Genomic DNA, 26,726 nt, shown 5'->3' with positions numbered 1-26,726 from the left:
TTCTAGATAACCTTATTCTTAAATAATCTCAATTTATTACTCCGTTGATTTTTTAACGGATGTCATCAATTCAATAGTTCGTTGAAACCACGTAGTAGCTGCGAACCGAGCTATGCGAGCTCACGACCATAGGGAGTAACAAAGCTAGTCAACGAACTACTAATCAATTAATAACTATCAAATAATCAAAAGATGAGTAAGAGTATTTTTTATATCGTAGGTGTATTAGTTGCTTTATTAATGACTGTTGTTTCTTGCCAAAAAGAAGATGTTGAAGTTCCTATTCCTGAAAAATGTCCAAATATTGGATTTGATGTTGTAAATATTAATGAATCTTTTTCGTCTACCACTTATAGCCCTGTTTTTTATGCTCATAACAGTGTTACGATGCAAGGAAAGTACAAGGATTATTCTGGGCTTGGACAAAATTTAGGATCTGTAAAGACTATTTCAGCTTCTGAGCTACCCAATCCAAACGCAAACTTTGTCGATAAAGTTTTAAATATTAAAGATGCCGATGTATTGTTTGATTATTCTGCTGTAGACCATTCAACAAGGTTAAAGTCAATTATCCTTAAAACTGATGATTTGCTTCATTCTGGAAACCTTAAAATAAATGGTGGTTCTCCTGAGGAATATATGGCATCTCAAACTTTTGGTGAGGTGAAATTATTAGGAGAAATTAATACTATAGAGTTAGGAGGAGCGTCTATTTCAATTGATGACTTATTGCTAAACGATCTTTCACGCAATAGTACTGGATGGGACGCGAGTACATTTGTTTTTGATAATTCCCTAAATATATTTATCGACTCTGCCGACACAGATTATAAACTAATACGTACTATGGGAATTCGTATCTTGCACCAACAACACCTACCTTATCCTACCAATATAGATTCTGTCTATTTTAGAGCTAAATATATAGGTTCTACTGGTGCTGTTGGTGGAGGCGAAAAGGGACTTATCGCATGGGGGGATAGTTTCCCTTTTGATAAAGAGAGGAATAGCAATTTTTCTGGTGGTCTTTTAAAATTACTAGATTGTGATTTAGAGATAGATTTTTCAAGTCTTAGGATTTCTAAGAAACATATTTCTTTTGACGTTTCTAATGATATGTTGCTTGTCGCTCCCAATGAATTTAGAGTAAATGGCGCTTCATTAGGGACTGTTCCTGCTGGTATTTCTTATACTATTATGCCTTTAGGAGATGCTGAAAATGGAATACCTTGTTATCGAGTTGTCATTGAAGGTCCTATTAATACAATTGTATTGCCAGAAAATACGACATATGATAACTTATCTGTCTATGGTCTTTAAATAGATGTGTGTGTAGTAATTAGCTGTCATGCTATTTCGTATGGAGTTTTAGACTTTTGATAAGAACATCTAAACGATTGGTATTGATTATTGGATGTTAAGAGGTATTGTAGGTGGTCTACCTAAGACTAACAAAGAGTGGTTTCGAATAGTGAATGGGATGGGCTATAGGTCTCTATGACGGAGTAGGCAGTTTAGCTAATTGCACAGATCAATATTATGTATAATTTCTATTAAATAAAGTATTATCTTAGTAACAGAAGCAATAAAAAGATGTCAAAAGAAAGTGGATAGTACCGCTTTCAAAGTAATTTATCAGCATTATGCTGATAAATTATACTACGTCTGCCTGCGATATCTCAAGAATAGACCAGACGCTTGTGATGCCTTGCAAGAGGGATTCATCCAAGCGTACAAGAAGATACCCTCATTTTCTGGCAAAGGATCCTTTGAGGGCTGGTTAAAAAAAATCATAGTAAATAAATGCTTAGAATTCTTACGAAGTCGGAAGATTTACGAAGAACTGGAAAATAGCCATATTGTAGAGGATTTTTATGAGCAATCCTTTGAATTTGATTATCCTAAAGGAGATGAAAATCTACAAAGAGTACTACTAAACGCAATTAATCAATTATCAGATGGCTATAGAACAATTGTGAATTTAGTCATTATTGAAGGCTATTCTCACAAAGAGGTTAGTGAATTAATTGGAATTAGCGTAAGTACTTCTAGGTCCCAATTGGTAAGGGCAAGGTTTCAGCTTAAAAAATATTTAACAGCAGATCAATCTGTTCAAATAATTAACAACTACTATGACAGAATTTGATAAACTATTTAGGGATAATTTAAAGGATGGTAAAGCAGAAACGCCTTCTTTTGTTTGGGATAATATTGAAAAGGAAATTGAAGAGAAGAAGCGTAAAAAAGGGTTGTTTTTCTTCTTTCAGATGCTAAGTATATTGCTTCTCCTGCTAAGTTTAGGATTTATTTACTGGGTAATAGATGATTTGCCGCAGCAGGCATCTTTTGAGGAAATTGTCTCTGAACCAAACCTTAATTCTAAAGAATCAAATGCAATACCAAAATCAACAGGTTTTGATGAATTGCCAACTACTATTTATTCAAAGAAAAATCAAAACAAGATAGACAAACAGTATGTCAATAAAAAGAAAGCCTATATCTCTGAAAATCTACCCACTGATATTGCTACAGTAGAAGATCTATCTAAAGGATTGTTGTTACTAGAAGGAAAGGAAGATAAAGGAGTAGAAGATCTATCTAAAGGATTGTTGTTACCAGAAGAGAAGGAAGAGAATGCGGAAGGAGCAGAGAGGATTGTTAAGGAATTATTGTTAGAAGATGAGTGCATTGACAGTATGTTTATAGAAAATAAGGACTTGGCAATGTTGTTAACAGGAGAGGTAGTAAAAGAAAATGATTCAAGAAAAAATAAACCTAGAAAAACGCCATTTTTCATAGAAACTAAAGTTGGTTATTCCAGCTATAAAATGAGTTTATGGAATTCCTCTTTTGTCTTTGGAGATCTTTCGAATCGAAAATTCAAATCCTCAGGACTGAATGCAAATATAAGTTTTGGTTATCAAATTAATTCTTTATTAAATCCAATAGTAGGTTTTAATTATAATAGAAAACAAGCTGAATTCAATTATAGTGCTTTATATGATGACGAAGGCTATTTTACTTATAATATTCAAGGAAATAAAATGCCTTTAGATGAAATCAATGACTCTGACCTTTTATGCAATCAATTTATTTTATACGATATAAAGGCGGTCTTTAATATTACATCATTTTCTCTAACTGTGGGGAATCGATTTAATTTATTACAACTAAATAAAATAGGAATTGATTTGGATGTGAGTTATAGCCTTGAAATAAGTTCTAACATAGATGTACAATCTATTGATAAGATCGATGTTTCAGAACATCTTAGAGAACGTTTCAATTCTAAAATAGCTATGGGGTTAAATATTAACTATCAATTGAGCCAACAGTTGAGGCTTTTTGTTCAAGCAGAATATATTTTTAAGCCCTATAATTCAAATAATTTCCACCGTAGTAATGCACATGAATTAATTAATTCTCTTGGATTGAGATTTAATTTTTGATAACAAAAGAATAGAGGTCCTTTGGCAAATACATTAAGGTTGTGGAGGTGTTGATAGGTTACAACATTTACTATTTAGATAATAGGGAGTTGAAATAATTCCTTAAGTTTCAAAAAATAAAAAATATTAAAAAATGAAAAATTTATCTCGATTTATTTTGATCTCATTATTTGCTGTAAGTTTTTTTTCTTCGTGTAAAAAACAGGATAACGGTATTTGGGAGGTGGCCTTGTCTGTTGAAGTAGAAGGTGATCTAGAGAGTTGGTCTACAATATCTTATTATGATAAAGCAGGGCAACTTCAAACAGAAACTTTAACCCCTGATTGGAATACAACATTTGAATTGGATTCTGGTGCGGATCTAATTGTTAGAGCTAAAGGAATGCTTGATGGAGACCATATTACAGTAAAATATAAAGCAACTATTGGAGGGAAACTTGTTCGATCAGGCGGAAGTGGTGTTTCTACAAAAGATCAAAAAAAGTTTGACATTTGGGTAGAAGATAAATTAGAATAATGCAAAGATACATCTGTTAAGTTGTTTGAAATTAGAGTATTTATAGATAGCTTATTGATGGTGTTTAGTTAAAGTGAGTTGTTCGTATTTTGTGGGCAACTCACTTTTTATTTATTGAAAAAATAAAAAGCGATATCAACAGAAAATAAGAAGTATCTTTTTGAGATAGAGAGAAAACTATGAATTAATGTTAATAATTATGACCTTTTATAGCTTAATTTCATTCAAAAAAGGGTAGTTTTGCGCGCAATTGATTCAAACTTCTTAATTCTTTGCAATTAAATCATGGCTAAGTACATCTTTGTAACGGGGGGCGTAAGCTCTTCTCTCGGAAAAGGAATTATTGCTGCATCTACGGCTAAATTACTGCAAGCACGTGGATTTTCTGTCACCATCCAAAAATTTGATCCTTACATCAATGTCGATCCAGGAACGTTAAATCCTTACGAACATGGAGAATGTTTTGTCACGGACGATGGCGCTGAAACCGATTTGGATTTAGGACATTACGAGCGTTTTTTAAATATACCAACTTCTCAAGCGAATAATGTAACAACAGGTAGAATTTATCAAACTGTTATTAATAAAGAGCGTGAAGGGGCTTATCTAGGAAAAACAGTTCAGATCATTCCGCATATCACAGACGAAATTAAGCGCAGAATGCAATTGATTTCAAATACAGGAGAATACGATATTGTTATTACTGAGATAGGTGGAACCGTTGGAGACATCGAGTCACTACCTTATGTAGAAGCGATTCGTCAGTTGCGTTGGGAATTAGGTGCTGATAATTGTTTGGTCATTCATTTGACGTTGATTCCTTATTTGAATGCAGCAGGAGAGTTAAAAACAAAGCCTACACAGCATTCTGTTAAGGAGTTGTTGAGTGCAGGGGTACAACCTGATATTTTGGTTTGTCGTACAGAACATCCTTTATCTTCTAATATTCGTAGAAAATTATCCTTGTTTTGCAACTTGTCACCCAATGCTGTTATTGAAGCACGAGATGCGGACAGTATTTACGATGTGCCGATTTTGATGTTGAAAGAAAAGTTAGATATCACGGTTATTTCTATGCTTCGTCTAGCAGATCGAAGAGAACCCGATTTGAGAAAGTGGAAAGCTTTCTTGGGGCATATGAAAAACCCTGTTAGCGAAATTCGTGTGGGATTGATTGGAAAATACATTGAGCTTCAAGATGCTTATAAATCCATCCTAGAGGCTTTTGTTCATGCTGGGGTTGCCAATGAGTGCAAGGTGCATGTGGTGCCAATTGCTTCGGAAGAAATTACAGGAAATAATGTTGAAAAGAAATTTAAGGAATTGAATGGAATCCTAGTAGCACCTGGTTTTGGAGAACGTGGCATTGAAGGAAAAATACACGCTATTCGTTATGCTAGAGAAAACAACCTCCCATTTTTTGGAATTTGTCTAGGAATGCAATGTGCCGTTGTCGAATTTGCTAGAAATGTGTTGGATTTAAAAGATGCCTCTTCAACAGAAATGAACGAGCAGACCAAACATCCTGTCATTGGACTTATGGAAGCTCAAAAAGGCATCAATCAAAAAGGAGGGACAATGCGTTTGGGAGCCTATGCTTGCCATTTGGAAAAAGATTCACGAGTACGTAGTATCTATGGTCGCAAGGCAATTCAAGAACGCCATCGTCATCGTTATGAGTTTAACAACGACTATTTAGAAAAAATAAAAGAAGCTGGGCTAATTCCAACAGGAATCAATCCAGACTCCAATTTGGTAGAGGTGGTTGAAATCCCTGATCACAAATGGTTTGTAGGGGTACAATTTCATCCTGAATATAAAAGTACAGTAGAAAAACCACATCCTTTGTTTGTAGACTTTATTGCTGCTTGTGGGAAATAAATACAAAAGCTTATAATTACTTATTTTAGAAAACTGTCTATGGGATTATCTTATAGACAGTTTTTTTGTTGCTTAATTGTTGGGTTTTAATTATTTGTAATGTTTATATCTATTTTGTCAATACTTATATTGATAAAATAGTTTGCACTAAGAGATAATTAGTTATATATTGCAAACAAGGACAATTAAATAATGATAAATATGTTGGCAGCCAATTAATTTATATTATAAGCTCGCCACAAAAAATCCCAAACCACTTGTATTATATTATTTCATTGAAATAATATCAGCCCCCCAACTAATATTTATAGATATTTCCTACTGCTATGTTTCAAGCCTTTTGGCGCATACATTTTGGGATTAGAAACTTTTTTCAATTTAAAAATGTAAGCGATCTATAGCAACTTGCCTTAATCTATAATATTAAATAGTAATTATTTTTCAGTAGTATGTTATTGAATTTAGGAAAATTTCAATTTATAATTGACTTTATAGCCTAATTTCAAAGGTATAATTCTATGTCGTAAGATCAGTGATGTGTATAGAATATGTTATAATGTTTTAATGCATGTCAATGAGGTTTTGTCAATAACAACTACTGAATATTACAGGTTAAAGTAGCTTATTTTCCAACAACGTACTGTTGAGAAGACAGGAACTACTATGCCTAAGAGTGACTTGGTTAGATTATTAAATATTATTAGAATTATTATAATTGACAATGGAATCAATACATCAATTTATCAACGAGCAAAAAGGGTATTTTGACAAAGGACAGTATCCCTTCCTTCAAAAGCAGCTCAAAAGAGTTGCCAAAAATTTGCCTTATAAAGACCTGCGCATTTTACACAATATTCCTTTTACCAGAGAGACGATTGTAAAACTTGAAACGCTATATGTGGGAGGGGCTGATCTTGTTGTAACCTCTCCTAGTTTTATGGAGGTAGATAGAGAGCTTGTCCATCAATTTGTACAAGCTGGAGGAGATTGGGTGCCTATTGAAAAAATAAGACATCAGTCATTTGATATTACAATGGATTGTGCGGCCGAATTATTGGATAAAACCAGCCCTAGTATTGGAGGGGTAGAAATCACAGGAACAGGAACGAATAAATACAAAGCAGCTGAAATTGATTATCCTGTCATTTCTGTAGACCAAAGTAAAATCAAGCACTTAGAAGGCGTTTTAGGAACTGGAGAGGCTTTTGTTCGAGCCTTTTTGGAGCTGACACAAGAGAACATTAAGGGGAGAAAGATGATGGTTTTTGGTTATGGAAAAGTTGGTAGAGGAATTGCCCACCATTTGAAAAATTATACTCAAGATATTACGGTTGTAGAACAAAAACAGGAGCATATAGCGCAAGCTTTTCATGCTGGATTTAAGGTATTGTCTGCGGACGATCAAAAAAATGTAGAAGCATCAGCTTCACAAATGTTTGCTATTGTCACAGCAACAGGGATTAAAAACGTCATATCAGATAGGTATAATCCTAAAGCATTCAAAGCTAAATACTTGGCAAACATGGGTGGTGAAGATGAGTTTGGTTATGGTTTTGAAAAAAAAGGTGTTATGTGTGAAAAGCGCCCTATCAACTTCTTTGTCGATCAGCCAACTTTGATGAGGTATTTGGACCCTGTGTTTTATGCACATAATCTAGGAGTAGATTTATTAAGATTTGCTCGTTTAGACAATGGAGTTCATCCATTTCCTAGTTTTTTGGCAGAAGAAATTGTGGCTGAATGGGAATCTATTTTTAATGAAAAAGAATACATTTAAAAATGAATAAGCTAAAAGAGTTGGTAAAGGCTTACCACATTAAAACATTAAAAAATGATCCCTACCCATTGTTAAATAAGTTAAAAACAGATTACAAGAATACGTATAAAATTCCGCATTACAATTTTGTCTATAGAGAACGAATGACTTTTTCTGTAGGAATGAAAATAGCAGATGCCTACGAAGTCGGTGTCAATAATCCTCAAAGTAAAGTTGTTAAAGTGGCTTATAAAGCACTAGCAAAAGAAATCTTGCAACAATTCTATTTTATTATTAGAGAAATGGATATTGAGTTTGAGCCGTATGATGGACAAGGAGAACCTTATGAGAATAGTTTGGAAATGGTAAAAGACATTTATAACTATCATATGTATTTTTTCAAAACAACGAATGGCTTTGGTAAAGGTGTGTTGGATTTTAATAATCCAATGCTTCAGAATACGGGTATTTGCATTAAAGGATATGAACTTTTAGTCAACGATGTTTTTCGAATTGTTCATGATATTTTTGGTCATGCAACCTATGGTTATAGCTTTGGTCCTATTGGAGAAGATTTAGCATGGGTAACTCATATTCGAATGTTAAGTCCACTAGCAAGGGCTGCCATGACAACCGAAACTAGAGGCCAAAATTGTTGGGTGAATTTTGGGAAGCATTTGAGGGACAAAAACAACGAGTTGTATACAAAAGGAAATTATGGATGGGTTCCGCCAGCTGAAAGACCATTTGCAGCGCAAAAAATCATGTTGTTGCCTAAAGAAGTGAGTGGTGTCGATGTCTTTGAAAAAGACGGACAAGTGCAAGCTGTTATTATTGACAACTGGGATCCATTTCTAAGTTTAACCTTAACAAATATTAATAATCATGAACACATTTCTTGAACAAGCATATTTAAGTACTACTTACGAAGTTTATAACCAAGAAGAGATATACCAACTTAGGATAAAAAAAGAGAATGAGCTCTTCCTATCGTTTTGTGAAAGAGAAGGTATAAAGACTTGGGCAATTATCACTGCCTATAATCCTTATTCTAAAGAGTGCTCTTTGGAAATGAATCAAGCAAATAATGAACAATTAAAGCAGACTTTAATAGATACAAAGTGTATCTTCTTTGAGGCGAATGGTGTACCTGATAATTCAAGCTGGGAGGCTGAAAAAAGTTATTTTGTTTGTAATTTATCGTTGGAATCAGGGAAAGAGATAGGGAGGCAATATCAACAGAATGCAATTGTTTATGGAGGAGAGAATAGAGCACCTCAATTGGTTTGGCTAGTATAGCGCATAAGACTCTATGTTTCTTCTTTGTGGGTTAATTGAGATATAACATGTCCTAGAAGCACTAAAATTTCAAAACTAATAATTGCCCAGAAACTGTATACAATTCCAACAACGACAATTTCTAATATGTTTTTTAATTTTTTATCCGAAAAGGTTGTCCAATCTTGCAACTTATTTGTGAATATATCCACCCAATAATCGAGATTACTCATAGTGTAGACAAAACAACAAAAAAAAACAAAAGCACCTAATATCAATGCTGTTAACCAAGACCAACGATAACCTTTTTTACAGATATAAATACTAATACCACAAGTGCCAAAAATAATGATGATTAACAAAAGAAAGCTAATCATATCTGCAATAACTCTAGGAAAGATAGGCAGTATAGAGGTCAAGCAAAAGGCAACAAAAAAATGCAAACCGATAATTATTCCAGCATGTATAAAGTGCCACTGCCAACGAACGAGCCAACTAGGCAGGTGCTTTTGGGGGGATTTAAGATCTAAAATTTCATGTTCTTCCATATTATATAGAAATTAACCAGTCCCAAGTAGCTTCAATTCCTTTTTCAATCGAAATTTGAGGTTGCCAGTCAAGTTGTTCTTGTGCTTTTTGAATAGATAAAATATTAACAGGAACATCAAAACTACGACCATCTAAATAAGTAACACTTGGTGTTTTTTGGCTTACTTTTTGGCAAACTTCCAAAATTTCATTTAAAGAATATCCTAGCCCAGAACCTACATTAAATACTTTGTCTTTGCCTTGATATGCAATTCCTTTGGCAATAATTTGAGCTACATCTGTCACATAAATATAATCACGGACTACGGAACCATCGCCCCAAATTTCAATAGGCTGATTTTCTTTTATTTTTTGCAACCAAATGCCTATTACTCCTTGGTTTTTAGTTAAATTTTGACGGGTGCCATAAGCGTTGGCAATTCTAAAGATGTTATAATCTAAACCTTTATTTTGATAAAAGAAATGCAAATAACGTTCAAAAGCCATCTTTGAAATACCATAAGCAGAAATTGGACGAATGGGATGTGCCTCGTCAATAGGAGTATATTGGGGGACGCCGTAGAGTGCGCCGCCTGTAGATACAAAAATTACTTTTTTGACTTGGGCTTTTACCGCAGCTTCTAAAAGGTGTATGCTTCCAATAATATTCGTTTGAGCATCATAAATTGGATTTTCGGAAGCTGTTTTGGGAACCGTTGTCCAAGCAATATGGACAATGATATCTATGTTTTTTAGATGTTCCAAAACCAATTGATAATTGCCAAAATCACCTCGAACAATTTTTATTTGAGCTTGTAAATGTTGGATATTGGGGTGTATGCTGGAGCTAGATGTTAATACCGTAACCTGGTGTCCTTGTTGTACTAATAATTCAACAATATGAGACCCCATAAAGCCTGTTCCACCGGTAACAAATATATTTGCCATATTTTATACTATTGATACTCTGAATAGGCTACTAATTCTTACAAAAAGTATAAACAGTAGCTAGTTTTGAATGACTTTACAAGTACTTGGTCGTTTTCATAATTATGGATACACTTCTTGAATCATTTTATCAAGTACTTCTACCGAGTTTTGGATGCCTCGGTGCTTTATTGCAGCTGCTCTACAGCGTTTTTGAAGGCTCAACTTGTCTTCTTGCATAAACCTTTTTAAGGTCGCTAAAGGAGGGGCAAAATCTTTGGCATCCAAACTTTCGAAAACTACTCCCACATTTTCTTCTTCTGCCATGATATCATCGTCCGCAATCCCTCTATTTAGTAAAAAAGGAATCCCACAAGCCAAGTAATTGCCAATTTTGACGGGGGTACGATACTTTTGAGAATCCAAAGGCGGAATAGCAACAATTCCCATATCACAAGCCGAAATATATCCTTCAATTTCCTCGTAAGGAATTTTATTTAAAACTAAAAAGTCACGCTTGCCCAAACCTGCTTCTAGATATGCCTTTTCAACAGCTTCTGAAGGGGTTGGCGAGATGGTGAAAATAAAAATGCTAGGGTCAAAGTGGACGAGTCGTTTACAAAAATCAGCAACTTCTTTTTCATTATAATAAATCCCATTAAACTTACCTAAATAAAGCATTACATAACGATCCTCAGGGATATTATATTGTGCTCGAATACGTTGACGATCTTGAGTTGAAAAGGTGAATTTTTGAGTGTCAACACTAATTGGAACTCTAAACAACTTAGCCTTAGATTGCCATTTTTTTAGCAATTCGATGGTATGAATCGTAGGACCTGTTACATAATCGGCACGAGTAGCTTGCAAGTATTCGATTTTGTTTAGGATTTTATATTTTAAAGAACTCCCTGACCAAATGCCAAATTCTTTCATGTATAAGCTATGCGGTTCAAAGCAAAAAACCATCAACTTAAGTCTTAATACTCTAGAAATAATATAAGCATAGCCCCCCGCAATGGCTAAAAAACCAATAATAACTTTTGCTTTTTCTCTACGCTTGATGCCCCATATTTTGAAAAACAAACCAATGAAGTTCCATAGTTTCTTAAACAAAATAAATTTCCCTCCTCGATAGGGCATGGGGTGCCAAAACAAGTCTTGTTCTTTTAATTGAGCTTGAAGCTTTGCTTGTTCTCCAGAGGAAAGGGCATAAGCAGCTTGTTCTTCTGTTACAATATGATACCGATAGGCATATTGAGATGCTTTTTGGTGTTCTAAGATGTATTGATACATCAACCCATTAAACAATGGATCTTTGAAACTATGCGATGCACAAATAAGAATAGACGGTTTTTGCTTAGATACAGCCATGAATGCTAATGAAGGTTAAAAAATAAAACTTTTAAGGTGAGGATTCATTGATTGTTTAAGAAAACAGCTTTTTAAATACTTTTCCAACAGCCGGTGGATGGGTAGTAATGGCTTTTAATAAATATTGCATTCCTTTGGACTTATTGTGGCCATCTCCCCACCAAGAAGCCCCCATAATTAAATACATGTTGGCAAAACACTGATTTCGAAATGCTTTTGATTTAAATAATTTGTTTTCTTCGGCTCTTTGATAGGCGAGTAAGGCATCTTTTTCCATAACAGGAATGTTGCTATGCATATTGTTGTCATGTACTCGATACCACCAAGTGACCTCAGGTACTCGACCTATTTTATAATCTTTGGCAACTCGAAAGAAAAATTCTTGGTCGGCAGCATTGGATAATTCTAGGTCGAAGCCACCAACTTTTTCTACGACTTCTCGTCGCACTAAAATACTACTTGGAGTAGGAACACAAGTACCATTCCACGACAATAAATCATCCAAAATATATCCTTCTTTCCCGCTTTTGGTCTCCCCAGTTAATTGTGAATTGCCATCCATAATCGCCATATCTGAATGAACCAAACCAAATGCTTTGTCGGTGGCAAATTTAGCCAATTTTACCTCTAGATTATTCGGCAGCCAAATATCATCTGCATCTAGAAAAGCTAAAAAATTGCCTTTAGACAGCCTAAAACCATGATTTCTAGCAGAAGAAACACCGCCATTTTTTTGCTTGATATACTGAATGCGATTGTCTGAGGCAACAATAGGTGCAATAACTTCTGCTTGATTGTCAGGCGAACCATCGTCTACAATAATTAATTCAAAATTATCATGGGTTTGATTTAAAACCCCTTGGATGGTCTCTTCGATGTATTGCCCTGCTTTGTAGGCTGGTATGATTACAGAAACTAAAATGTCTTTCATGAAAGGTATAATGCGCTGTTTGGCAAAAACTATTTATTCTTTGATTAAAAAATGTGTTTCTATATATTGGTCGTATTCTAATTTAATAACATAAAGACCTATCGGCCAACTACTCAAATCAAGTTGTTCTTCTTGGTTATTAGTCCTTTTATTTAAGATGACTTGCCCAATATTGTTGATCACTTGAATTTTAGTCGTAGTAGCTTCGTTGTTAAGCTGAATAATGCTCTTTTCAGAACTTGGGTTGGGATATACCGTAGCTAGTTTTGAGTGTTGACTTTTTACTTTCATAGTAGACAGAAAGTTTGAGCAAGGAGTAGCACAAGTGCTATCTGAGTAACAAACATGTATCACCCCACTCTCAAACCAGCTATACCTAGGAATAAGACCATGAGAACTGCCAATGCCTTCTGTCCAATAGAGATCATGCATTAACTGTGTTCCAATAGGATCTAATTTATAACGCTGACGCATGGTAGAGCAAATAAAAACACTATCTACAGCAACCACAATAGCACTATCATACGAGTATGCAATTGTAGGAATTGAAACGGTATCCCCTAATGCTATGTCAAAATCATATAAACGTTCTTCTATATTACCCTGTAAGTGGTACACTTTTTTGTTATTATCTTCTCGGATAAAGCCCATATTGGTAGAAAAACTATGCCATGAAGCATACGTTGTTCCGTAAGAATAGGTAAGTTCTCCAATCCTGTATAATTTTTGATAAGTAAGGTTATTGATGACCGTGTCCCCATCTATATAGTAATTATACCTAGAACGTTGATGTTGCATGTGATAATATTCTTCTTCCCACAGACCATTGTTAAAATCAAAAGAGGTATAGTTTTGGGCGGCACACAAGTTACTAATTATACAACATAAAAGTGTGTAAAAGATTTTTTTTTGCATGATGATGTATTTGGTATGATGTGGGGACATAGCATTATACGTAAACTTACGAACTATGTTGCTCCACCAACTTGCTCGCCTTAGCCAAAACATTTTCAAAGGTATATTGCCGAGCATGCTCAATCCTAAGTTGTTCTAATTCAGGAGCCTCACCATTCTCTAAGAAATTAGCAATCAAATTTAACTGCCCATCGGGATCATTGTCCATATACATAATATTCCCCAAGTCTTTGTACTCGCTAAAAATGGGACCAAAAACTGGTTTTCCTTGTGTTAGATAGACCAATGTTTTGTGATGATGAACGGTATTGGCATGGTACTCCATATCCATAAACGAGATACAGAATTTAGCCTTTTTGATATAATTTTTGAGTGTCTTAAAGTGTCTAGAGCCAATAGCATGCAAATTAGCATATTTTTTTTCCTCAAAGATGCGCTTGGCTGCTGCTAGATCTTTTTCTTTGATAGGGCGATGGTACAACCGCAAAGGACCTACAAATAAAAAAGGCACGTCAGGAAATTTTTGAATGGCACGTTCCAATAAAGAGAAATCCATCCGATGGTCGATGACACCAACATACAATGCATAGTCTTGAATATCAATATCTAGATTGTCTAGTTCTTCTTGCTTGGTCTCAAATTCTTCGGTGGAAATACCATGAGGAACAACATATTTAGGAGCATCGTAGTCGCCATAATCGTCTAAAAAACGCTGAGAAGTCGCAAAAAGCAAATCAGAGTTTTGGCACAATTCGTACTCTCCCAAATACTGAAAATAATAAAAATCAACACAGTGATAAATACCAAACTTGCAACCCAACTCTTTGTGATTAAACAATCTGAGAGGGTCAAAAGCCCATAGAATAGTATCTGTGATGCCTTTTTTCTCAAAATATTTTTTCAAATGTTTAGAGACCCACTTGTTGTTTAATTTATTTAAAAAATTGCTGCGTAAGGGCAAGAAATTCTCATAATTAATATAATGCAAATTCTCATTGTAACTCCCTTCTGTAATTGGATTTGAAAATAAATTTCCAGGACGCCACTTGGTAGGAGGATTTATAAAATAAACCGTATTGTTTTTGGACAATTCGTAAGCATAATTTTGCTTAGAATACCAAAGGTCTCCCCAAGGCTCATTGGAGGTTACTAATATAACTTGGTTCTCTAATTTCATTGGTTATAATTCTCAATTTTATCGTTACTTAGTGGAACGAGTGTTTATTGGGTTACATTCCTAGCAGTTCTTCCACAATTCTATTGGAGGCATGACCATCCCACAACAAAGGAATTTTTCCTTTTTTCCAATTGCCTGATTTTAGTATTTTGAAGGCTTTAATAATATGATCAGGATTGGTTCCAATCAATTCGTTGGTGCCTACTGTAATGGTTTCTGGTCGCTCTGTATTTTCTCGCAATGTAAAGCAAGGAACACCTAAATAGGTGGTTTCTTCTTGAATCCCTCCAGAATCAGTCAATACAGCAAATGCATTTTTGACCATGTAAATAAACTCTAAATATCGCATTGGTTCTACCATGTGCACATTGTCAGGGAGTCCAATTGCTTGCAATTGTTTTTGTGTACGAGGATGTGCTGGAAAAAGAATAGGTTTGTCAGCAGCTTGTTCTCCTAGCAGCGCAATGAGTTGCTGTAAGTTCTTTTCTTCGTCTACATTAGAAGGACGGTGCAAGGTCATTAAATAATAATCTCCTCCTTTTAAATTCAAATCCTTCCAAACCGAAGGTTGTTGCAATCGTTGAAGGTTGTTAATAAGAGAGTCGATCATAACATTGCCTACAAAATAAATGCGATCTGTATCGCAACCCATTTTAGTTAGTTTATAACCTGCTTCAGGTGTTGTCGTAAAGAAAATATCTGCAATGGCATCTGTTGCCATACGATTAATTTCTTCAGGCATGCTCAAGTCATAAGACCGCAACCCCGCTTCTACATGGATAACTGTAATTCCCATTTTCTTAGCAACCAACGTACATGCTAAGGTAGAGTTAACATCACCAACAACCAACAAATAATCACAAGGATTGGCCAATAATTCTTGTTCAAAAGCAATCATAATTTTGGCCGTTTGTACCGCATGGCTGCCAGAACCTACTTCTAAATTGGCGTCAGGATGAGGGATGTTGAGGTCATCAAAGAAATATTGACTTAACTTTTGATCATAGTGTTGTCCTGTATGAATCAAGCGATATTCAATACCTGAATTATGCGCTGCATTGGACTTTTTGATAGCATGAATAATAGGAGCTATTTTCATAAAGTTAGGTCGAGCTCCCGCTACTAATGTAATTTTCATAAAGTGTTCTATTTTTAATCGTCAATATTTAATATAGACTAAAGTTTGTTCTAAGATATGGTTGTTAAGTAATCGTTCAAAAAAATAACAAGTAAAAGAGCCTTATTTTTGCGCTACGCTTCATCAGAAAAACTTGTTTTAGCTCGCTAAGCCTTTCTTTTTCTTCTTTGATTAGCAAAAAATAATCCCATTTTTTGTTCTTATTTTTTCTGACCTCTTACTTATTTTCTAATAAACAAAAGGATATATTCTTTCAAAAGTAAGGTTCTTAACTCTTGGGCAAAATTCTTTAATGGAGGCACAATACTCAATAGCTTTTTATATTGTTGATACAAGCGATTTGGTTGTCCTTTTTTTATACCAAAACGATAGGAGTGCAATCGACAAAAATGAATCAAAAGATTTTTCACTTTCTCTTCTCCTTGAGTGGTTATAAAAGGATAATATGATTTGAATACTTCGTCCAAAAGCCCTAGTTGGTTATAATCCCAATCTTTTGCATTTAAAATTTTAACTTGAGTTTTAAATTTAGGAACATAAATAACCGTATATTTTTCAATCCGATTGGTCACAAAATAAATAAACAAATAGATATTTCGGTTCTCTTTGGTGGCTAAATACTCTTCTAATAAATTGTTGCGTTTGAGTAATAAGCCAGATAGTTGATGTCCCAAATGTGAATATTTGAGCATTGACTCATAGCCTGCATCTCCAACAACTTCTTCAAAATCAGTAGGTCTAGGGTGACCAATTACCTTGAGGTTATTGTCAATTTGTACAATTCCAGTAATGATACATCCTAGGTTCTCAACACGATTAATTTTCTCAACGCAATAATTAAGGTAGCCTTTGTCTAAATAATCGTCGTCTCCCAAGAACATCACAAAATCACTACTGGCTTTGCTCAGAACATGAACGGCATTTTTTTCTAATCCAATATTTTCTTCGGTACGATAATAATCTACTACAAAGTTAGCATTTTTTTGAGTCAAAAATTCTTTGGTTGCTGCTTGAGTATTATCAGGAGAACAATTATCTGAGATGATAACTTTGACTTTATCCAACAATTGATGCTGGATCAGTTCTTCTTGAATAAGTGTCAAGTTATAAATCAAATCTTCCGAACGATTATAAGTCGGAATAAGAATATCAATTAGCATAGTCGAATATTAATAAGCCGTTTAGAGTTTAAAAAATTAGCAGAGTATGGTAAAAATAAAAGCTTGTTGTCTAAATTAGTAGTTCGTTACTTTTTACCAAAAAGATAAAAAATAATATTTATATTATTTTAGTAATTAAGGCATTAGCGCAAAGTGTAACAAGTGTGCAATTTATCGGTTATCAAACTAATGTAAAGCTGCTTTTTGTTTTTTGTAAAAAACGAAAAAAGCCACGAAGTATTATTAAATAGTAGTAGCAAAGTTAGCCCAAGCTTTGTCTTTTTGTGATAAATTGGGTTGAAAGGTTAGCCACTGTATTTTAAAAAGAGGATCGTTCCAACGAAGCCCTTGTTCAGCAGAAGGCTCGTAGACATTGTCAGAATAGTATAGGACATCTGTGTTTTCTTCTAACGTAAGATAACCTGTGGCAAAGCCTCTAGGAACCAAAACTCCTATATCAGGACTGTCTAAGATAAATGTACTCGCCTTTTGATGGTTAAAAGGAGCTTGTCTCAAATCAACAAAAGCCAATTGTATTCTCCCAGTCAAGACTCGAAAAAATTTTGATTCCGCAAATGTTCCCGTTTGATAATGCAATCCTCTAATAATACCTTTTTGTTTATTTTGCACAAAGTTAACTTGCTTTATCTCATACTGCTCTAAAATAGGAGCTTGTTGATTAAAAAGCTTGATAAAACCACCTCTTTCATCAAAAAAAGCAGGGCTTTTGATAATCTGTACATCTTTTAGTAAAGTATTGATTTGCTCCATAATTTTATATCGTTTATCTGTCCACTAGTTGTTTGTAAGTAGACTAGATAATTTCTGCCGAGGCTAAAATGAATTTATGCTGTTCGAGTATATAATATAATATATTCTCTAATACCTTGTTCTAGACTAATTTGAGGGTCAAAATTAAAACAATTTTGTAGATGAGAAGTATTTAAAGCTAAGTATTTCATACTGATATCTCTTTTATCTACCGTGCCAAAATTTGCTTGCGGTACGATCTCCAACTCTTCTTCGATTACTTGAAGGACTTTTTCAATCATTTCTCGGACACTAATAACGGTATTCGTTGTAAGATTAAAAATACCTGATTGATTATTATTAATATGCTCGTTTAAAAAATAAGTAACATCTCTTATGTGCGTATATTGGCGTTGTTGTGTTCCTGCAGTAAAGCTAAGAGGTTCTTTTTTTAGGCTACTTTGAATGATGTAAGGAATCAATCGATTGTCATTTTCTGTTGCTCCATAAATGTTGGTTAGTACAAAGTGTTGAAAAACAAATGGCAAATTGTGCGGTGTTCGCAACTCGGTGTCTACAAAACGAGTTAATAGATTTTTGGCAGTACAATAAGCATTGGGTAGGGGGTTGGTATGGGTGACCAGTTCTTTTTCTGTATAAGAACGATCTTCGGAGTGATTGCCAATCTCAAAATAGGAGCCAAACGTAATCAACTTACCTTTGTAGTTGTTATCTTTTAATGCCGTTGCTAGTCGAATGGGTTCAAAGGCATTGAGTTCATAAATTTGTTGGTTATTGTCTTGGTGTTTGGGTTGTATTCCTGCTCCTGCACAATAATAAATTATATCAAATTCCATTAATAGGGGATAGTCTAAAGCGATAGAAGGATAATTGTAACAAGTCCAAGAAAGACTTGGCATCCAATCAAAAGAATTGATTCTACTAAACAAATGCAAGTCGTGTTGACCTTCTTTTAGTTCAGAGATAAGTGTTTTTCCTAAGAAGGATGTCGCACCAATAATAGCAATCTTCATGGCAAATGATATAAGTTGTGATAAAAATATAATTCCGTCGAAAAGTCGTATTGGTTTGATTATTAGTGAAACATATCTTGGTTGTAAAGGCGAAAAGCTGATAATCAACTTTGAAGCACTCATACAATACCACAGAGCGGAACCATTAACAAAGACTCATGAAGTACCACGCAGTAGCAGCGAACGAATCAACGGAGTATTAATAAAAATAGACAAGGTTGTTTTTGCGAAGTTGAAAGTTTTTTCATAGATAATAAAGTTCTACTAGGAATATTTTTATAAATTCTTGTCTTGCAAAATAAAATCTTACTTTTGTTGCTAATTTTAGTTAGATTTGGATTTTCTTACTTAGGTGAATTTAATAGGATAAAAATCAAAATCTTTTTAACCTCCCAAATGTTATTAAAAAAGTTTTTTAGATCAAGAGAAAATAATCAAAGATGTATCAACAGCTTGTAAATAAAGAAAAGAAAATAGCCGTTATCGGATTGGGATATGTTGGATTACCAATCGCATTAGCATTTGCTAAAAAAATATCTGTTATTGGTTTTGATATCAATGCAGAACGTGTGGAGATGATGAAACAGAAGGTAGACCCTTCTAAAGAGTTGGATGCGGCTGCTTTTGATGGTTGTGATATTGAATTTACAGCAAATATTGAAGATTTAAGAGCTGCTAATTTCTTTGTAGTAGCTGTTCCTACACCTATTGATGCTTCTAGAACACCAAATCTAAAACCTCTGTTAGGGGCTTCTAATACCGTTGGTCAGGTGCTTAAGAAAGGAGATTATGTTGTATTTGAATCAACTGTTTATCCTGGGTGTACAGAAGAAGATTGCTTGCCAATCTTAGAAGAACTCTCTGGTCTTAAATTAGGAGCAGATTTCAAAATTGGCTATTCACCAGAGCGTATCAATCCAGGAGATAAGGAACGAACCATCGAAAAAATTGTGAAAGTAGTTTCGGGAAGCGATGATGAGTCATTGGAAGAAATTGCAAAAGTATATGAATTGATCATTGATGCTGGGGTGCATCGAGCTGCTAGTATCAAAGTAGCTGAGGCTGCTAAGGTGATTGAAAATACACAGAGAGATTTGAACATTGCTCTCATGAATGAGCTTTCTATTATTTTTGATAAAATGAATATTCCTACAATGGATGTTCTGAAAGCAGCAGGAACCAAATGGAATTTCTTGAATTTTTATCCAGGTTTGGTTGGTGGACACTGCATTGGTGTAGATCCTTATTACTTGACGTTTAAAGCACAGGAACTAGGTTATAATCCTCAGGTTATATTAAGTGGTCGACGTATCAATGACAATATGTCTAATCATGTGGCAACAAAACTAGTACAATTGTTACTACAAGAGGGAAAAACATTGAATACTGCCAATATTTTAGTAATGGGAGTGACGTTCAAAGAAAATGTTTCTGATATCCGAAATTCTAAAGTGGCGGACGTAGTTTATGCTCTGAAAGATTTTTCTGTAAATGTAGATGTTGTAGATCCACATGCTTCTTCTGAAGAAGTAGAACACGAGTATGGTTTTTCTTTAATAGATAGCCCCAATAAGAAATACGAAGCCGTTATTGTTGCTGTAGCACATGATGAATACAAAGCGTTGAATGCTGATTATTTTAAGTCTATAAGTGCCAACCAACCTATATTAATAGATTTGAAAAACTTGTATTTGGCAGAGGTAACCAAAGACTTTATTGTTTGGAGCTTGTAAAACTCACCAAAAGAGGACAATAGAACCAACTTTCTTTTTGCAAATCTGTTTAATATAGAGTATCTTTACTATATCAATGAATGAATGATTTAAGCTCTTTACCTAATAAATATACTAGGTAAAGAGCTTGAATTGTGTATGCTCTTCTAAAGAGTAACTATTTGCTAAAACAATATGAGGAACCATGGGACAAAACCATTTGTGTGTCTTCGTAACTAGCAAATTATAAACAATATATTGTTAACTAACAAAAGGAATTCCCATCAGTGAACAATAGTTGATTTAGGCTATAAAGAAATTCTATTAATAAAGTACCACTCTCCCAAGTATGTTGTTGTGGAAATAGGACAGGGCGTCTGATATAGATTTTATAGCAAATTCAGCTACTAAACAAAAGTATATGAAGACGGCTACTTGGTTCTATTTAGTATTTTTTCTTTTCTGTTCTTGCCTAATTCAGGCACAACCCATTGTTAATTTAGGACCAGACACAACGGTTTGTGGCAATAGCTTGATGTTAGATGCTGGAAATACAGGTGCTACATTTTTGTGGAACACAGGAGCAACCACACAAAATTTAACGGCTACTGCCTCTGGAACGTATTGGGTAGATGTAACAGATGTGTCGGGAACTACTCGTGATAGTATTGAGGTGATTTTGGTTGCACCACCTAATTTTATAACGCAGCCTAATGATACTTCAGTTTGTCGAGGGCTGTATCGCTTAGAAGCTTCAAGTTCTGCTGGTTTGATAGAATGGCGGGATAGTATGGGAAATGTTTTAGGATATGGAGACACGCTTTTATACGATGTACAAGATACAAGTAAGCTTTATTATCAAGCTAGACAATATGAACCACAGTCTGTTACAGTAGGATTTCCAACAAGCACTAGTGCAACAGGTTTTGTAGATGTAGATAGGGGAATCTCGTTTGATGTATTTGAAACTATTCTTTTAAATAGCGTATCGATTAATGTTGATAATGCTTTATTTTCAGGAAATATACATTTATTATCTCCCTTAGGGGATACAATAGCTAGTAAAAACTTTATGCCTGGAATATCTGGTTTTGTAGTAGTGCCGTTAAATTTTTTAATTGTTCCAGGAACAGGGTATGTTTTACAAATGAGTAATATAACTGGTGGTTTAGCTCAGTTCAACGGAGGTATTAATAATTGGAATCCTTTTAATTATTCTTTTATGAATTTAAATGCTGGGGTACCATTTAATAGAGTCTATGCGTATTTTTATGCTTGGCAGATATCAAGATTGGGAGATTGTACTTCAGGTTTAGATTCTGTATTAATAAACGAATTACCAACTCCTTTAGTAGATTTGGGAGCAGATACAATTCTATGTGGGAGTAGCATAGTATTAGATGCGACAAATGTAGGTGGTTCTTTTGATTATGTATGGCATACAGGCTCAATAAGTTCTACGATAATAGGGGACACGACAGGACTGTACAAGGTAACAGTAAGTTCTAATGGGAATTGTCCTGTGTCTGATAGTTTGGAATTAGTAGTACTGAATAGACCAGTATTTACCAAACAACCATCAGATACAAGTGTATGTAAAGGAGAACATAATTTAATTGCTCAGTCAAGTGAAGGTATTATTCATTGGAGGGATAGCTTAGGGGATATTATACACATAGGAGATACATTACTATACAATGTAGAAGATACTAGTATGGTGTGGTATGAGGCAAGTCATTATACGCCATATTCTACTAGGATAGGTTTGCCAACAACAACAACAGCAACAGGCTTTGTGAATGTAGATAGAGGTTTGTTATTTAATGTATTAGAGCCAATTGTGCTAAATAGCGTATATCTAAATACCAATTCAAGTACAACAAGTGGAACAATATTGTTAATAAGTTCTGTAGGAGATACGTTAGCCAGACGGTATATTCCACCTTCAGGGCAAGTAGGTTTTTATGAGGTGACTTTAGACTTTATAATTCCAACAGGAACAAATTATAGTTTGTTGATGGTAGATATTCAAAATGGAGATTTTCAGTTTAACAATCCTGTGAACTGGAGTTTGCAGAATTATCCATTTATAGAGTTATTATCAGGGACACCATTTGTGAACGTCTATGCGTATTTTTATGCTTGGCAGATATCAAGATTGGGAGATTGTACTTCAGGTTTAGATTCTGTATTAATAAACGAATTACCAACTCCCGTAGTAAATATACCATTAGACACCATTGTATGTAATGATACTTTAATCTTAGATGTATTTAACAATGGAGCTTCTTATAACTGGGGAAATACAGGTGTTACCACTAGCACTATTGTCATAACACAGGAAGGGCAATATAAAGTAACAGCTTCGATTGGAACTTGTTTTGATTTTGACTCTATTAATGTATTTCTTGCACCAGAACCAATTGTTAACCTTATCTCTTCTGATACGTCAACTTGTGCTGGAGAAATTCCTAGATTAGCAACAGGGGCAGATGTCATAAAATGGTATACAGAACCTATAGGAGGAAATTACTTAGGAAATGGAAGTTTATTTATGTATGATGCTCAAGTCTCAGATACAATATGGTGCACAGGACAAAATTTTTCTAGCAAAACATATACGCAAGGTTTAGTGGATACCTTTGTTGCTGCAAGAACGGATTATTTTTATCCTATAGAAGCAAGAGGATTATTATTTGATGTTCAAGAAGATATATTGTTAAAGGAGGTGACAATGTACATTAATCAAACTTCCTTTATTGGAACTATTGAGTTGTGGGATGCCAATAATGTAGTTCTTTATACTCAACCTATTGTATTGACCAATTTAGGCAAGAATATAATTTCACTTGGTTTTACAATTCCAGTAGGAGTCGATTACAAATTGATGTTAACAGATTATAACACGATTCCTATTTTATCAGAATTTCCATACACAGGCTTTCCTCTTAATGGAGATTTTTTAACTATAAAATCAGGTATTCCATTCTCTTCTGTCTATCAATATTTTTACAACTGGAATGTTCAAGGACTTAGTTGTCCAACAGATCGTATACCAAGTGTTGTAGAAGTATTGCCAACACCGAATATTGATTTTCCAACAGATAGTATTATTTGTGGTGATACGTTAGTTTTAGATGCAAGTTCTTTAGGATTACAATCGTATCAATGGAGTACAGGAGAAACAACCTCCTCGATTATTTTGGATAGCACCACTACAATTACTTTAGAAGGCTCAATTGGCATATGTACTGACGAAGATAGTATGAATGTATTTATTGTCGAGCCACCGAGTTTGATTATTCCTCCGAATGACACCACTGTTTGTCAAGGGAATATGACCTTCTATGCTACTGGTAATGCAGCCTATTATGCTTGGTACAGCTCAGAAACAAGTGCTACTCCATTTGCTTTGGGCGATTCTGTAGTTGTTAATCTGCAAGACACGACTACTTTATGGGTAGAAGGGATTGGATTTATTCCAAAATCAGAACCTTTAGGAGAACAATACAACCCTAATTCGAACCTTAATGTATGGGGAACACCCCAGTTAAGTGCTTATCCTACGAGAGGAATGACCTTTACAGTTAATTCCCCTATATTATTGAATTCTGTTGCTATTTATGTTGATACGGTAACTACAGCAACATTGACAATTTACAAAACAGGATTCCCATATTATACTCAACAACTCAGCTTGACGAATGCAGGAGAGAATGTGGTTCAAATAGATACCTTGCTAGAAAATGGAAGTTATTCTATAGAATTAAGCAACAAATCGGCAGGAAGGATTTTATTCCTTTCTCCTTACACCAATTTAGCGCAACTCAATGCAAACGCTTCGGAAATTACCTTCACTGGTTCTGTTCCCTTGGCTTCTCAATATGTATATTTCTTTAATTGGAAAATTTCGACGCCATCTTGTGCAACGAATCGTTTACCGATTAATATAACTGTTCCTCCATCTCCTTCCATTACACTGACAGCAGATACGGCAACATGTACATTGGGAAGTATTACTTTAGATCCTATACAGAACAATAACCCAGCCTATACTTATGCTTGGAGTGGAGGAAGTTCTAGTGATACGTTAGCCGTTAATTCTTCAGGATATTATCGGGTAACGGTAACCAATGATGGTGTCTGTTCGTCGGTAAAAGATATTTACGTACAGTTTTTATCAACTCCGAATGCGTCAGTAGTTAGTGATTTAGATATATGTGCACCACAAGATATAGCACTTTCAGTACCTACTTCAGATGGTATTGTAGTTTGGTATGACTCTAGTGATTTGAACACTGTTTCTTACCTAACAGCACCTTATAATGTTTATGTAGGAGATACAACCGATTTTTGGATAGATGTAGCTCCAAAGGCAACTACTCGAATAGGAAAACAAGCCTATGATAACCCTAACGAGTCAAGTGCGTATTTGAATTTTATTATTGCCAATCGCTTTGATGTTCATGAATATGCAGTTCTAGATTCTGTTGCGATTTATGTAGAAACAGCGCCAGCTGTTGCTAATGTTGTCCTAATGGACTCCTCTGGAAATACAATTAATACGGTTAGTTATACTGTTACAAAAGCTAAAGAAAAAGTATTTATTCCTTTGAATTTTTTAATTCCACCAGGGGAGAATTACCAACTAAGTTTTTCTAGTATCAATAGCTTATTCCTCGTTGATCGCAGCCCAATCACAGCCCCTTCTTCTAGTGCTAATATTGCTACGTTGATGGGAACAATTTTCAGCGACTATAGTTATTTCTTTGATTGGCACTTTAGTTATGCTTATCCTGATTGCCATTCTGTTGGAGATACATTTACGGTTAATGTTAGTATGCCAGTAGATATACCTGATTCAATTTACACTTGTGATTCTGTGACCATAGATGCCAGCCATCCGAATATAGTTTCTTATAATTGGAGTAATGGTTCAACCTCAGGTGTTACTACATTTAACAATGCTGGAACTTATACGTTGACGATAACAGATGGGGCGCTGTGTACCGTAATAGATACTGTAATAATCACACAACCCATGCCCGTAGGATTGCCTTTAGGAAATGCAGCCTGTGATTTTCAGTTAAGTACCAACTACAGTCTGAACAATGCTTCTTTCTCTTGGAATACAGGAGATACGACGGATGTTATTACAATTCCAAGTACTGGAATATATGCTGTGACTGTAACTACAGGTGAAGGATGTATGTTGGTAGATACAGCCTATATATCGCAGATCATAAGCCCTCCAGCACCTAATTTAGGTAACTTTGTATCTGCTTGTTATACAGATACATTAGATGCAGGATATGGTGGGCAAGGAATGACGTATTTATGGAATACGGGGGAAATATCACAGACAATCATTGTCAATACCGCAGGAATTTATGCTGTTACAGTAACTCATCCACTGGGCTGTGCAGGGACAGATTTTGTATCGGTGACAATAGATACAGCACCTAAAGCAGCCTTTTCTGTTACTAAGAGTGGTCGCACCGTATTGATGAATAATATGTCAACAGGAACCAATCAAGCAGTAGACTATTTCTGGGAAATGGGAGATGGAACAACCTATCAAATTCCAAATCCATTTCATACATATACAGATTCAGGTTGTTATATTATTCGCTTGACAGTGACCGATGCTTGTGGCTCTGATACCGATACTTTGAGAGTTCCAGTTGATGTCCCAGATAGTGTTTGTACTGTTGCCATTAATACAATAGCTTCCTCGCTCAATGGAATTGATTTGGACATTATACCGAATCCAAACTCTGGAACATTTTTATTGCAGTTATCTGAGCCTCTTCAGGAAAAAACAGAAGTGCAACTTTACGATTTGAATGGTCGAATAGTCCATACACAAGAATTGCCATTATCTACTCAGACAAATTGGAAAATTCAAGTGGAAGACTTGCCTACAGGAGTTTATTTCTTACGGTTGTTAAATCCAAAACAGAGTCAAACACATCGTGTGCTTATTCTTCGGGAATAAGTCTTCGTCTAGAAAATAAAAGAATTAAAGCTGTGGTGTCTCCGTTTACATCACAGCTTTTTCTATCTTTAAGCCCAATTGATTTGCTAAATTTAGTACCCTGTAGGCTGCTAAAAGGATATTGATAGCCTCGTGAGCTGGTATGATATTAAGAAATGGTATCGCTTTCTCTGTTTTTACTAAAAAATTAGTAGATAAGGA

At 34.8% G+C, this 26,726-nt stretch carries 20 protein-coding genes; 10 read left to right on the top strand and 10 right to left on the bottom strand.

Annotated elements, in window-relative coordinates:
- Positions 1-192: 192 nt before the first annotated feature.
- From CG11_RS07105 to CG11_RS07070, 8 genes are all read left to right on the top strand, one after another.
- Positions 193-1,320 carry a hypothetical protein gene (locus tag CG11_RS07105; protein WP_052594561.1) on the top strand — a complete coding sequence of 376 codons (1,128 nt, stop codon included), beginning with the start codon at positions 193-195 and terminating at the stop codon, positions 1,318-1,320.
- 286 nt (positions 1,321-1,606) lie between these two features.
- Positions 1,607-2,146, top strand: coding sequence for an RNA polymerase sigma factor (locus CG11_RS07100; RefSeq protein ID WP_052594556.1), 540 nt, complete (start codon positions 1,607-1,609; stop codon positions 2,144-2,146).
- Complete coding sequence (locus CG11_RS07095) at positions 2,133-3,449, top strand: hypothetical protein (protein WP_052594554.1); 1,317 nt, start codon at positions 2,133-2,135, stop codon at positions 3,447-3,449. The genes CG11_RS07100 and CG11_RS07095 overlap by 14 nt, the downstream gene beginning before the upstream one ends.
- 133 nt (positions 3,450-3,582) lie before the next feature.
- Complete coding sequence (locus CG11_RS07090; RefSeq protein ID WP_052594553.1) at positions 3,583-3,966, top strand: hypothetical protein; 384 nt, start codon at positions 3,583-3,585, stop codon at positions 3,964-3,966.
- A gap of 285 nt (positions 3,967-4,251) precedes the next feature.
- On the top strand, positions 4,252-5,847 hold the full coding sequence (locus CG11_RS07085; protein ID WP_052594552.1) for a CTP synthase: 1,596 nt from the start codon (positions 4,252-4,254) through the stop codon (positions 5,845-5,847).
- A 721-nt stretch (positions 5,848-6,568) separates the two neighbouring features.
- Entirely contained in the window at positions 6,569-7,624 is a 1,056-nt protein-coding gene (locus tag CG11_RS07080; protein WP_052594551.1) for an NAD(P)-dependent oxidoreductase, read from the top strand.
- Between the two features lie 2 nt (positions 7,625-7,626).
- Positions 7,627-8,505, top strand: coding sequence for a hypothetical protein (locus tag CG11_RS07075; protein WP_052594550.1), 879 nt, complete (start codon positions 7,627-7,629; stop codon positions 8,503-8,505).
- Complete coding sequence (locus CG11_RS07070; protein WP_052594549.1) at positions 8,489-8,902, top strand: DUF3293 domain-containing protein; 414 nt, start codon at positions 8,489-8,491, stop codon at positions 8,900-8,902. The genes CG11_RS07075 and CG11_RS07070 overlap by 17 nt, the downstream gene beginning before the upstream one ends.
- Positions 8,903-8,913: 11 nt before the next feature.
- Here CG11_RS07070 and CG11_RS07065 read toward each other — a convergent pair whose 3' ends face one another.
- From CG11_RS07065 to CG11_RS07020, 10 genes are all read right to left on the bottom strand, one after another.
- On the bottom strand, positions 8,914-9,429 hold the full coding sequence (locus CG11_RS07065) for a hypothetical protein (protein WP_052594547.1): 516 nt from the start codon (positions 9,427-9,429) through the stop codon (positions 8,914-8,916).
- Position 9,430: 1 nt separating this feature from the next.
- Positions 9,431-10,357, bottom strand: coding sequence for an NAD-dependent epimerase/dehydratase family protein (locus CG11_RS07060; protein ID WP_052594545.1), 927 nt, complete (start codon positions 10,355-10,357; stop codon positions 9,431-9,433).
- Positions 10,358-10,459: 102 nt separating this feature from the next.
- A complete protein-coding gene (locus CG11_RS07055; protein ID WP_052594544.1) occupies positions 10,460-11,710 on the bottom strand; it encodes a hypothetical protein in 1,251 nt (416 codons plus the stop codon).
- A 55-nt stretch (positions 11,711-11,765) separates the two neighbouring features.
- Positions 11,766-12,641, bottom strand: coding sequence for a glycosyltransferase (locus tag CG11_RS07050; protein WP_052594542.1), 876 nt, complete (start codon positions 12,639-12,641; stop codon positions 11,766-11,768).
- 33 nt (positions 12,642-12,674) lie between these two features.
- Positions 12,675-13,556, bottom strand: coding sequence for a T9SS type A sorting domain-containing protein (locus CG11_RS07045; protein WP_052594540.1), 882 nt, complete (start codon positions 13,554-13,556; stop codon positions 12,675-12,677).
- Between the two features lie 46 nt (positions 13,557-13,602).
- Positions 13,603-14,733, bottom strand: coding sequence for a hypothetical protein (locus CG11_RS07040; protein WP_052594538.1), 1,131 nt, complete (start codon positions 14,731-14,733; stop codon positions 13,603-13,605).
- A 52-nt stretch (positions 14,734-14,785) separates the two neighbouring features.
- Entirely contained in the window at positions 14,786-15,871 is a 1,086-nt protein-coding gene (gene wecB / locus CG11_RS07035) for a non-hydrolyzing UDP-N-acetylglucosamine 2-epimerase (protein WP_052594536.1), read from the bottom strand.
- A gap of 221 nt (positions 15,872-16,092) precedes the next feature.
- Entirely contained in the window at positions 16,093-17,031 is a 939-nt protein-coding gene (locus tag CG11_RS07030) for a glycosyltransferase family 2 protein (RefSeq protein ID WP_052594534.1), read from the bottom strand.
- A gap of 243 nt (positions 17,032-17,274) precedes the next feature.
- A complete protein-coding gene (locus CG11_RS07025; RefSeq protein ID WP_052594532.1) occupies positions 17,275-17,802 on the bottom strand; it encodes a dTDP-4-dehydrorhamnose 3,5-epimerase family protein in 528 nt (175 codons plus the stop codon).
- Positions 17,803-17,876: 74 nt separating this feature from the next.
- Positions 17,877-18,815 (bottom strand): NAD(P)-dependent oxidoreductase, encoded by a 939-nt coding sequence (locus CG11_RS07020; protein WP_052594530.1) that lies wholly within the window; start codon positions 18,813-18,815, stop codon positions 17,877-17,879.
- A gap of 440 nt (positions 18,816-19,255) precedes the next feature.
- Here CG11_RS07020 and CG11_RS07010 point away from each other — a divergent pair, with 440 nt between their 5' ends.
- Together CG11_RS07010 and CG11_RS07005 are read left to right on the top strand one after the other, a co-directional pair.
- A complete protein-coding gene (locus tag CG11_RS07010; protein ID WP_052594526.1) occupies positions 19,256-20,548 on the top strand; it encodes a nucleotide sugar dehydrogenase in 1,293 nt (430 codons plus the stop codon).
- A 400-nt stretch (positions 20,549-20,948) separates the two neighbouring features.
- Complete coding sequence (locus CG11_RS07005; protein WP_052594524.1) at positions 20,949-26,525, top strand: PKD domain-containing protein; 5,577 nt, start codon at positions 20,949-20,951, stop codon at positions 26,523-26,525.
- The last annotated feature ends 201 nt before the right edge of the window (positions 26,526-26,726 follow it).

Source organism: Aureispira sp. CCB-QB1, from assembly GCF_000724545.1.
Lineage (GTDB): Bacteria > Bacteroidota > Bacteroidia > Chitinophagales > Saprospiraceae > Aureispira.
This window is presented reverse-complemented; position numbering and strand designations above follow the sequence as displayed.

Coding starts and splice junctions, on each gene's coding strand:
- CG11_RS07005 (WP_052594524.1), top strand. CDS start 20,949: ATGAAGACGGCTACTTGGTTCTATTTAGTATTTTTTCTTTTCTGTTCT.
- CG11_RS07105 (WP_052594561.1), top strand. CDS start 193: ATGAGTAAGAGTATTTTTTATATCGTAGGTGTATTAGTTGCTTTATTA.
- CG11_RS07050 (WP_052594542.1), bottom strand. CDS start 12,641: ATGAAAGACATTTTAGTTTCTGTAATCATACCAGCCTACAAAGCAGGG.
- CG11_RS07030 (WP_052594534.1), bottom strand. CDS start 17,031: ATGCTAATTGATATTCTTATTCCGACTTATAATCGTTCGGAAGATTTG.
- CG11_RS07085 (WP_052594552.1), top strand. CDS start 4,252: ATGGCTAAGTACATCTTTGTAACGGGGGGCGTAAGCTCTTCTCTCGGA.
- CG11_RS07020 (WP_052594530.1), bottom strand. CDS start 18,815: ATGAAGATTGCTATTATTGGTGCGACATCCTTCTTAGGAAAAACACTT.
- CG11_RS07025 (WP_052594532.1), bottom strand. CDS start 17,802: ATGGAGCAAATCAATACTTTACTAAAAGATGTACAGATTATCAAAAGC.
- CG11_RS07060 (WP_052594545.1), bottom strand. CDS start 10,357: ATGGCAAATATATTTGTTACCGGTGGAACAGGCTTTATGGGGTCTCAT.
- CG11_RS07040 (WP_052594538.1), bottom strand. CDS start 14,733: ATGAAATTAGAGAACCAAGTTATATTAGTAACCTCCAATGAGCCTTGG.
- CG11_RS07070 (WP_052594549.1), top strand. CDS start 8,489: ATGAACACATTTCTTGAACAAGCATATTTAAGTACTACTTACGAAGTT.
- CG11_RS07080 (WP_052594551.1), top strand. CDS start 6,569: ATGGAATCAATACATCAATTTATCAACGAGCAAAAAGGGTATTTTGAC.
- CG11_RS07075 (WP_052594550.1), top strand. CDS start 7,627: ATGAATAAGCTAAAAGAGTTGGTAAAGGCTTACCACATTAAAACATTA.
- CG11_RS07045 (WP_052594540.1), bottom strand. CDS start 13,556: ATGCAAAAAAAAATCTTTTACACACTTTTATGTTGTATAATTAGTAAC.
- CG11_RS07090 (WP_052594553.1), top strand. CDS start 3,583: ATGAAAAATTTATCTCGATTTATTTTGATCTCATTATTTGCTGTAAGT.
- wecB (WP_052594536.1), bottom strand. CDS start 15,871: ATGAAAATTACATTAGTAGCGGGAGCTCGACCTAACTTTATGAAAATA.
- CG11_RS07055 (WP_052594544.1), bottom strand. CDS start 11,710: ATGGCTGTATCTAAGCAAAAACCGTCTATTCTTATTTGTGCATCGCAT.
- CG11_RS07065 (WP_052594547.1), bottom strand. CDS start 9,429: ATGGAAGAACATGAAATTTTAGATCTTAAATCCCCCCAAAAGCACCTG.
- CG11_RS07010 (WP_052594526.1), top strand. CDS start 19,256: ATGTATCAACAGCTTGTAAATAAAGAAAAGAAAATAGCCGTTATCGGA.
- CG11_RS07095 (WP_052594554.1), top strand. CDS start 2,133: ATGACAGAATTTGATAAACTATTTAGGGATAATTTAAAGGATGGTAAA.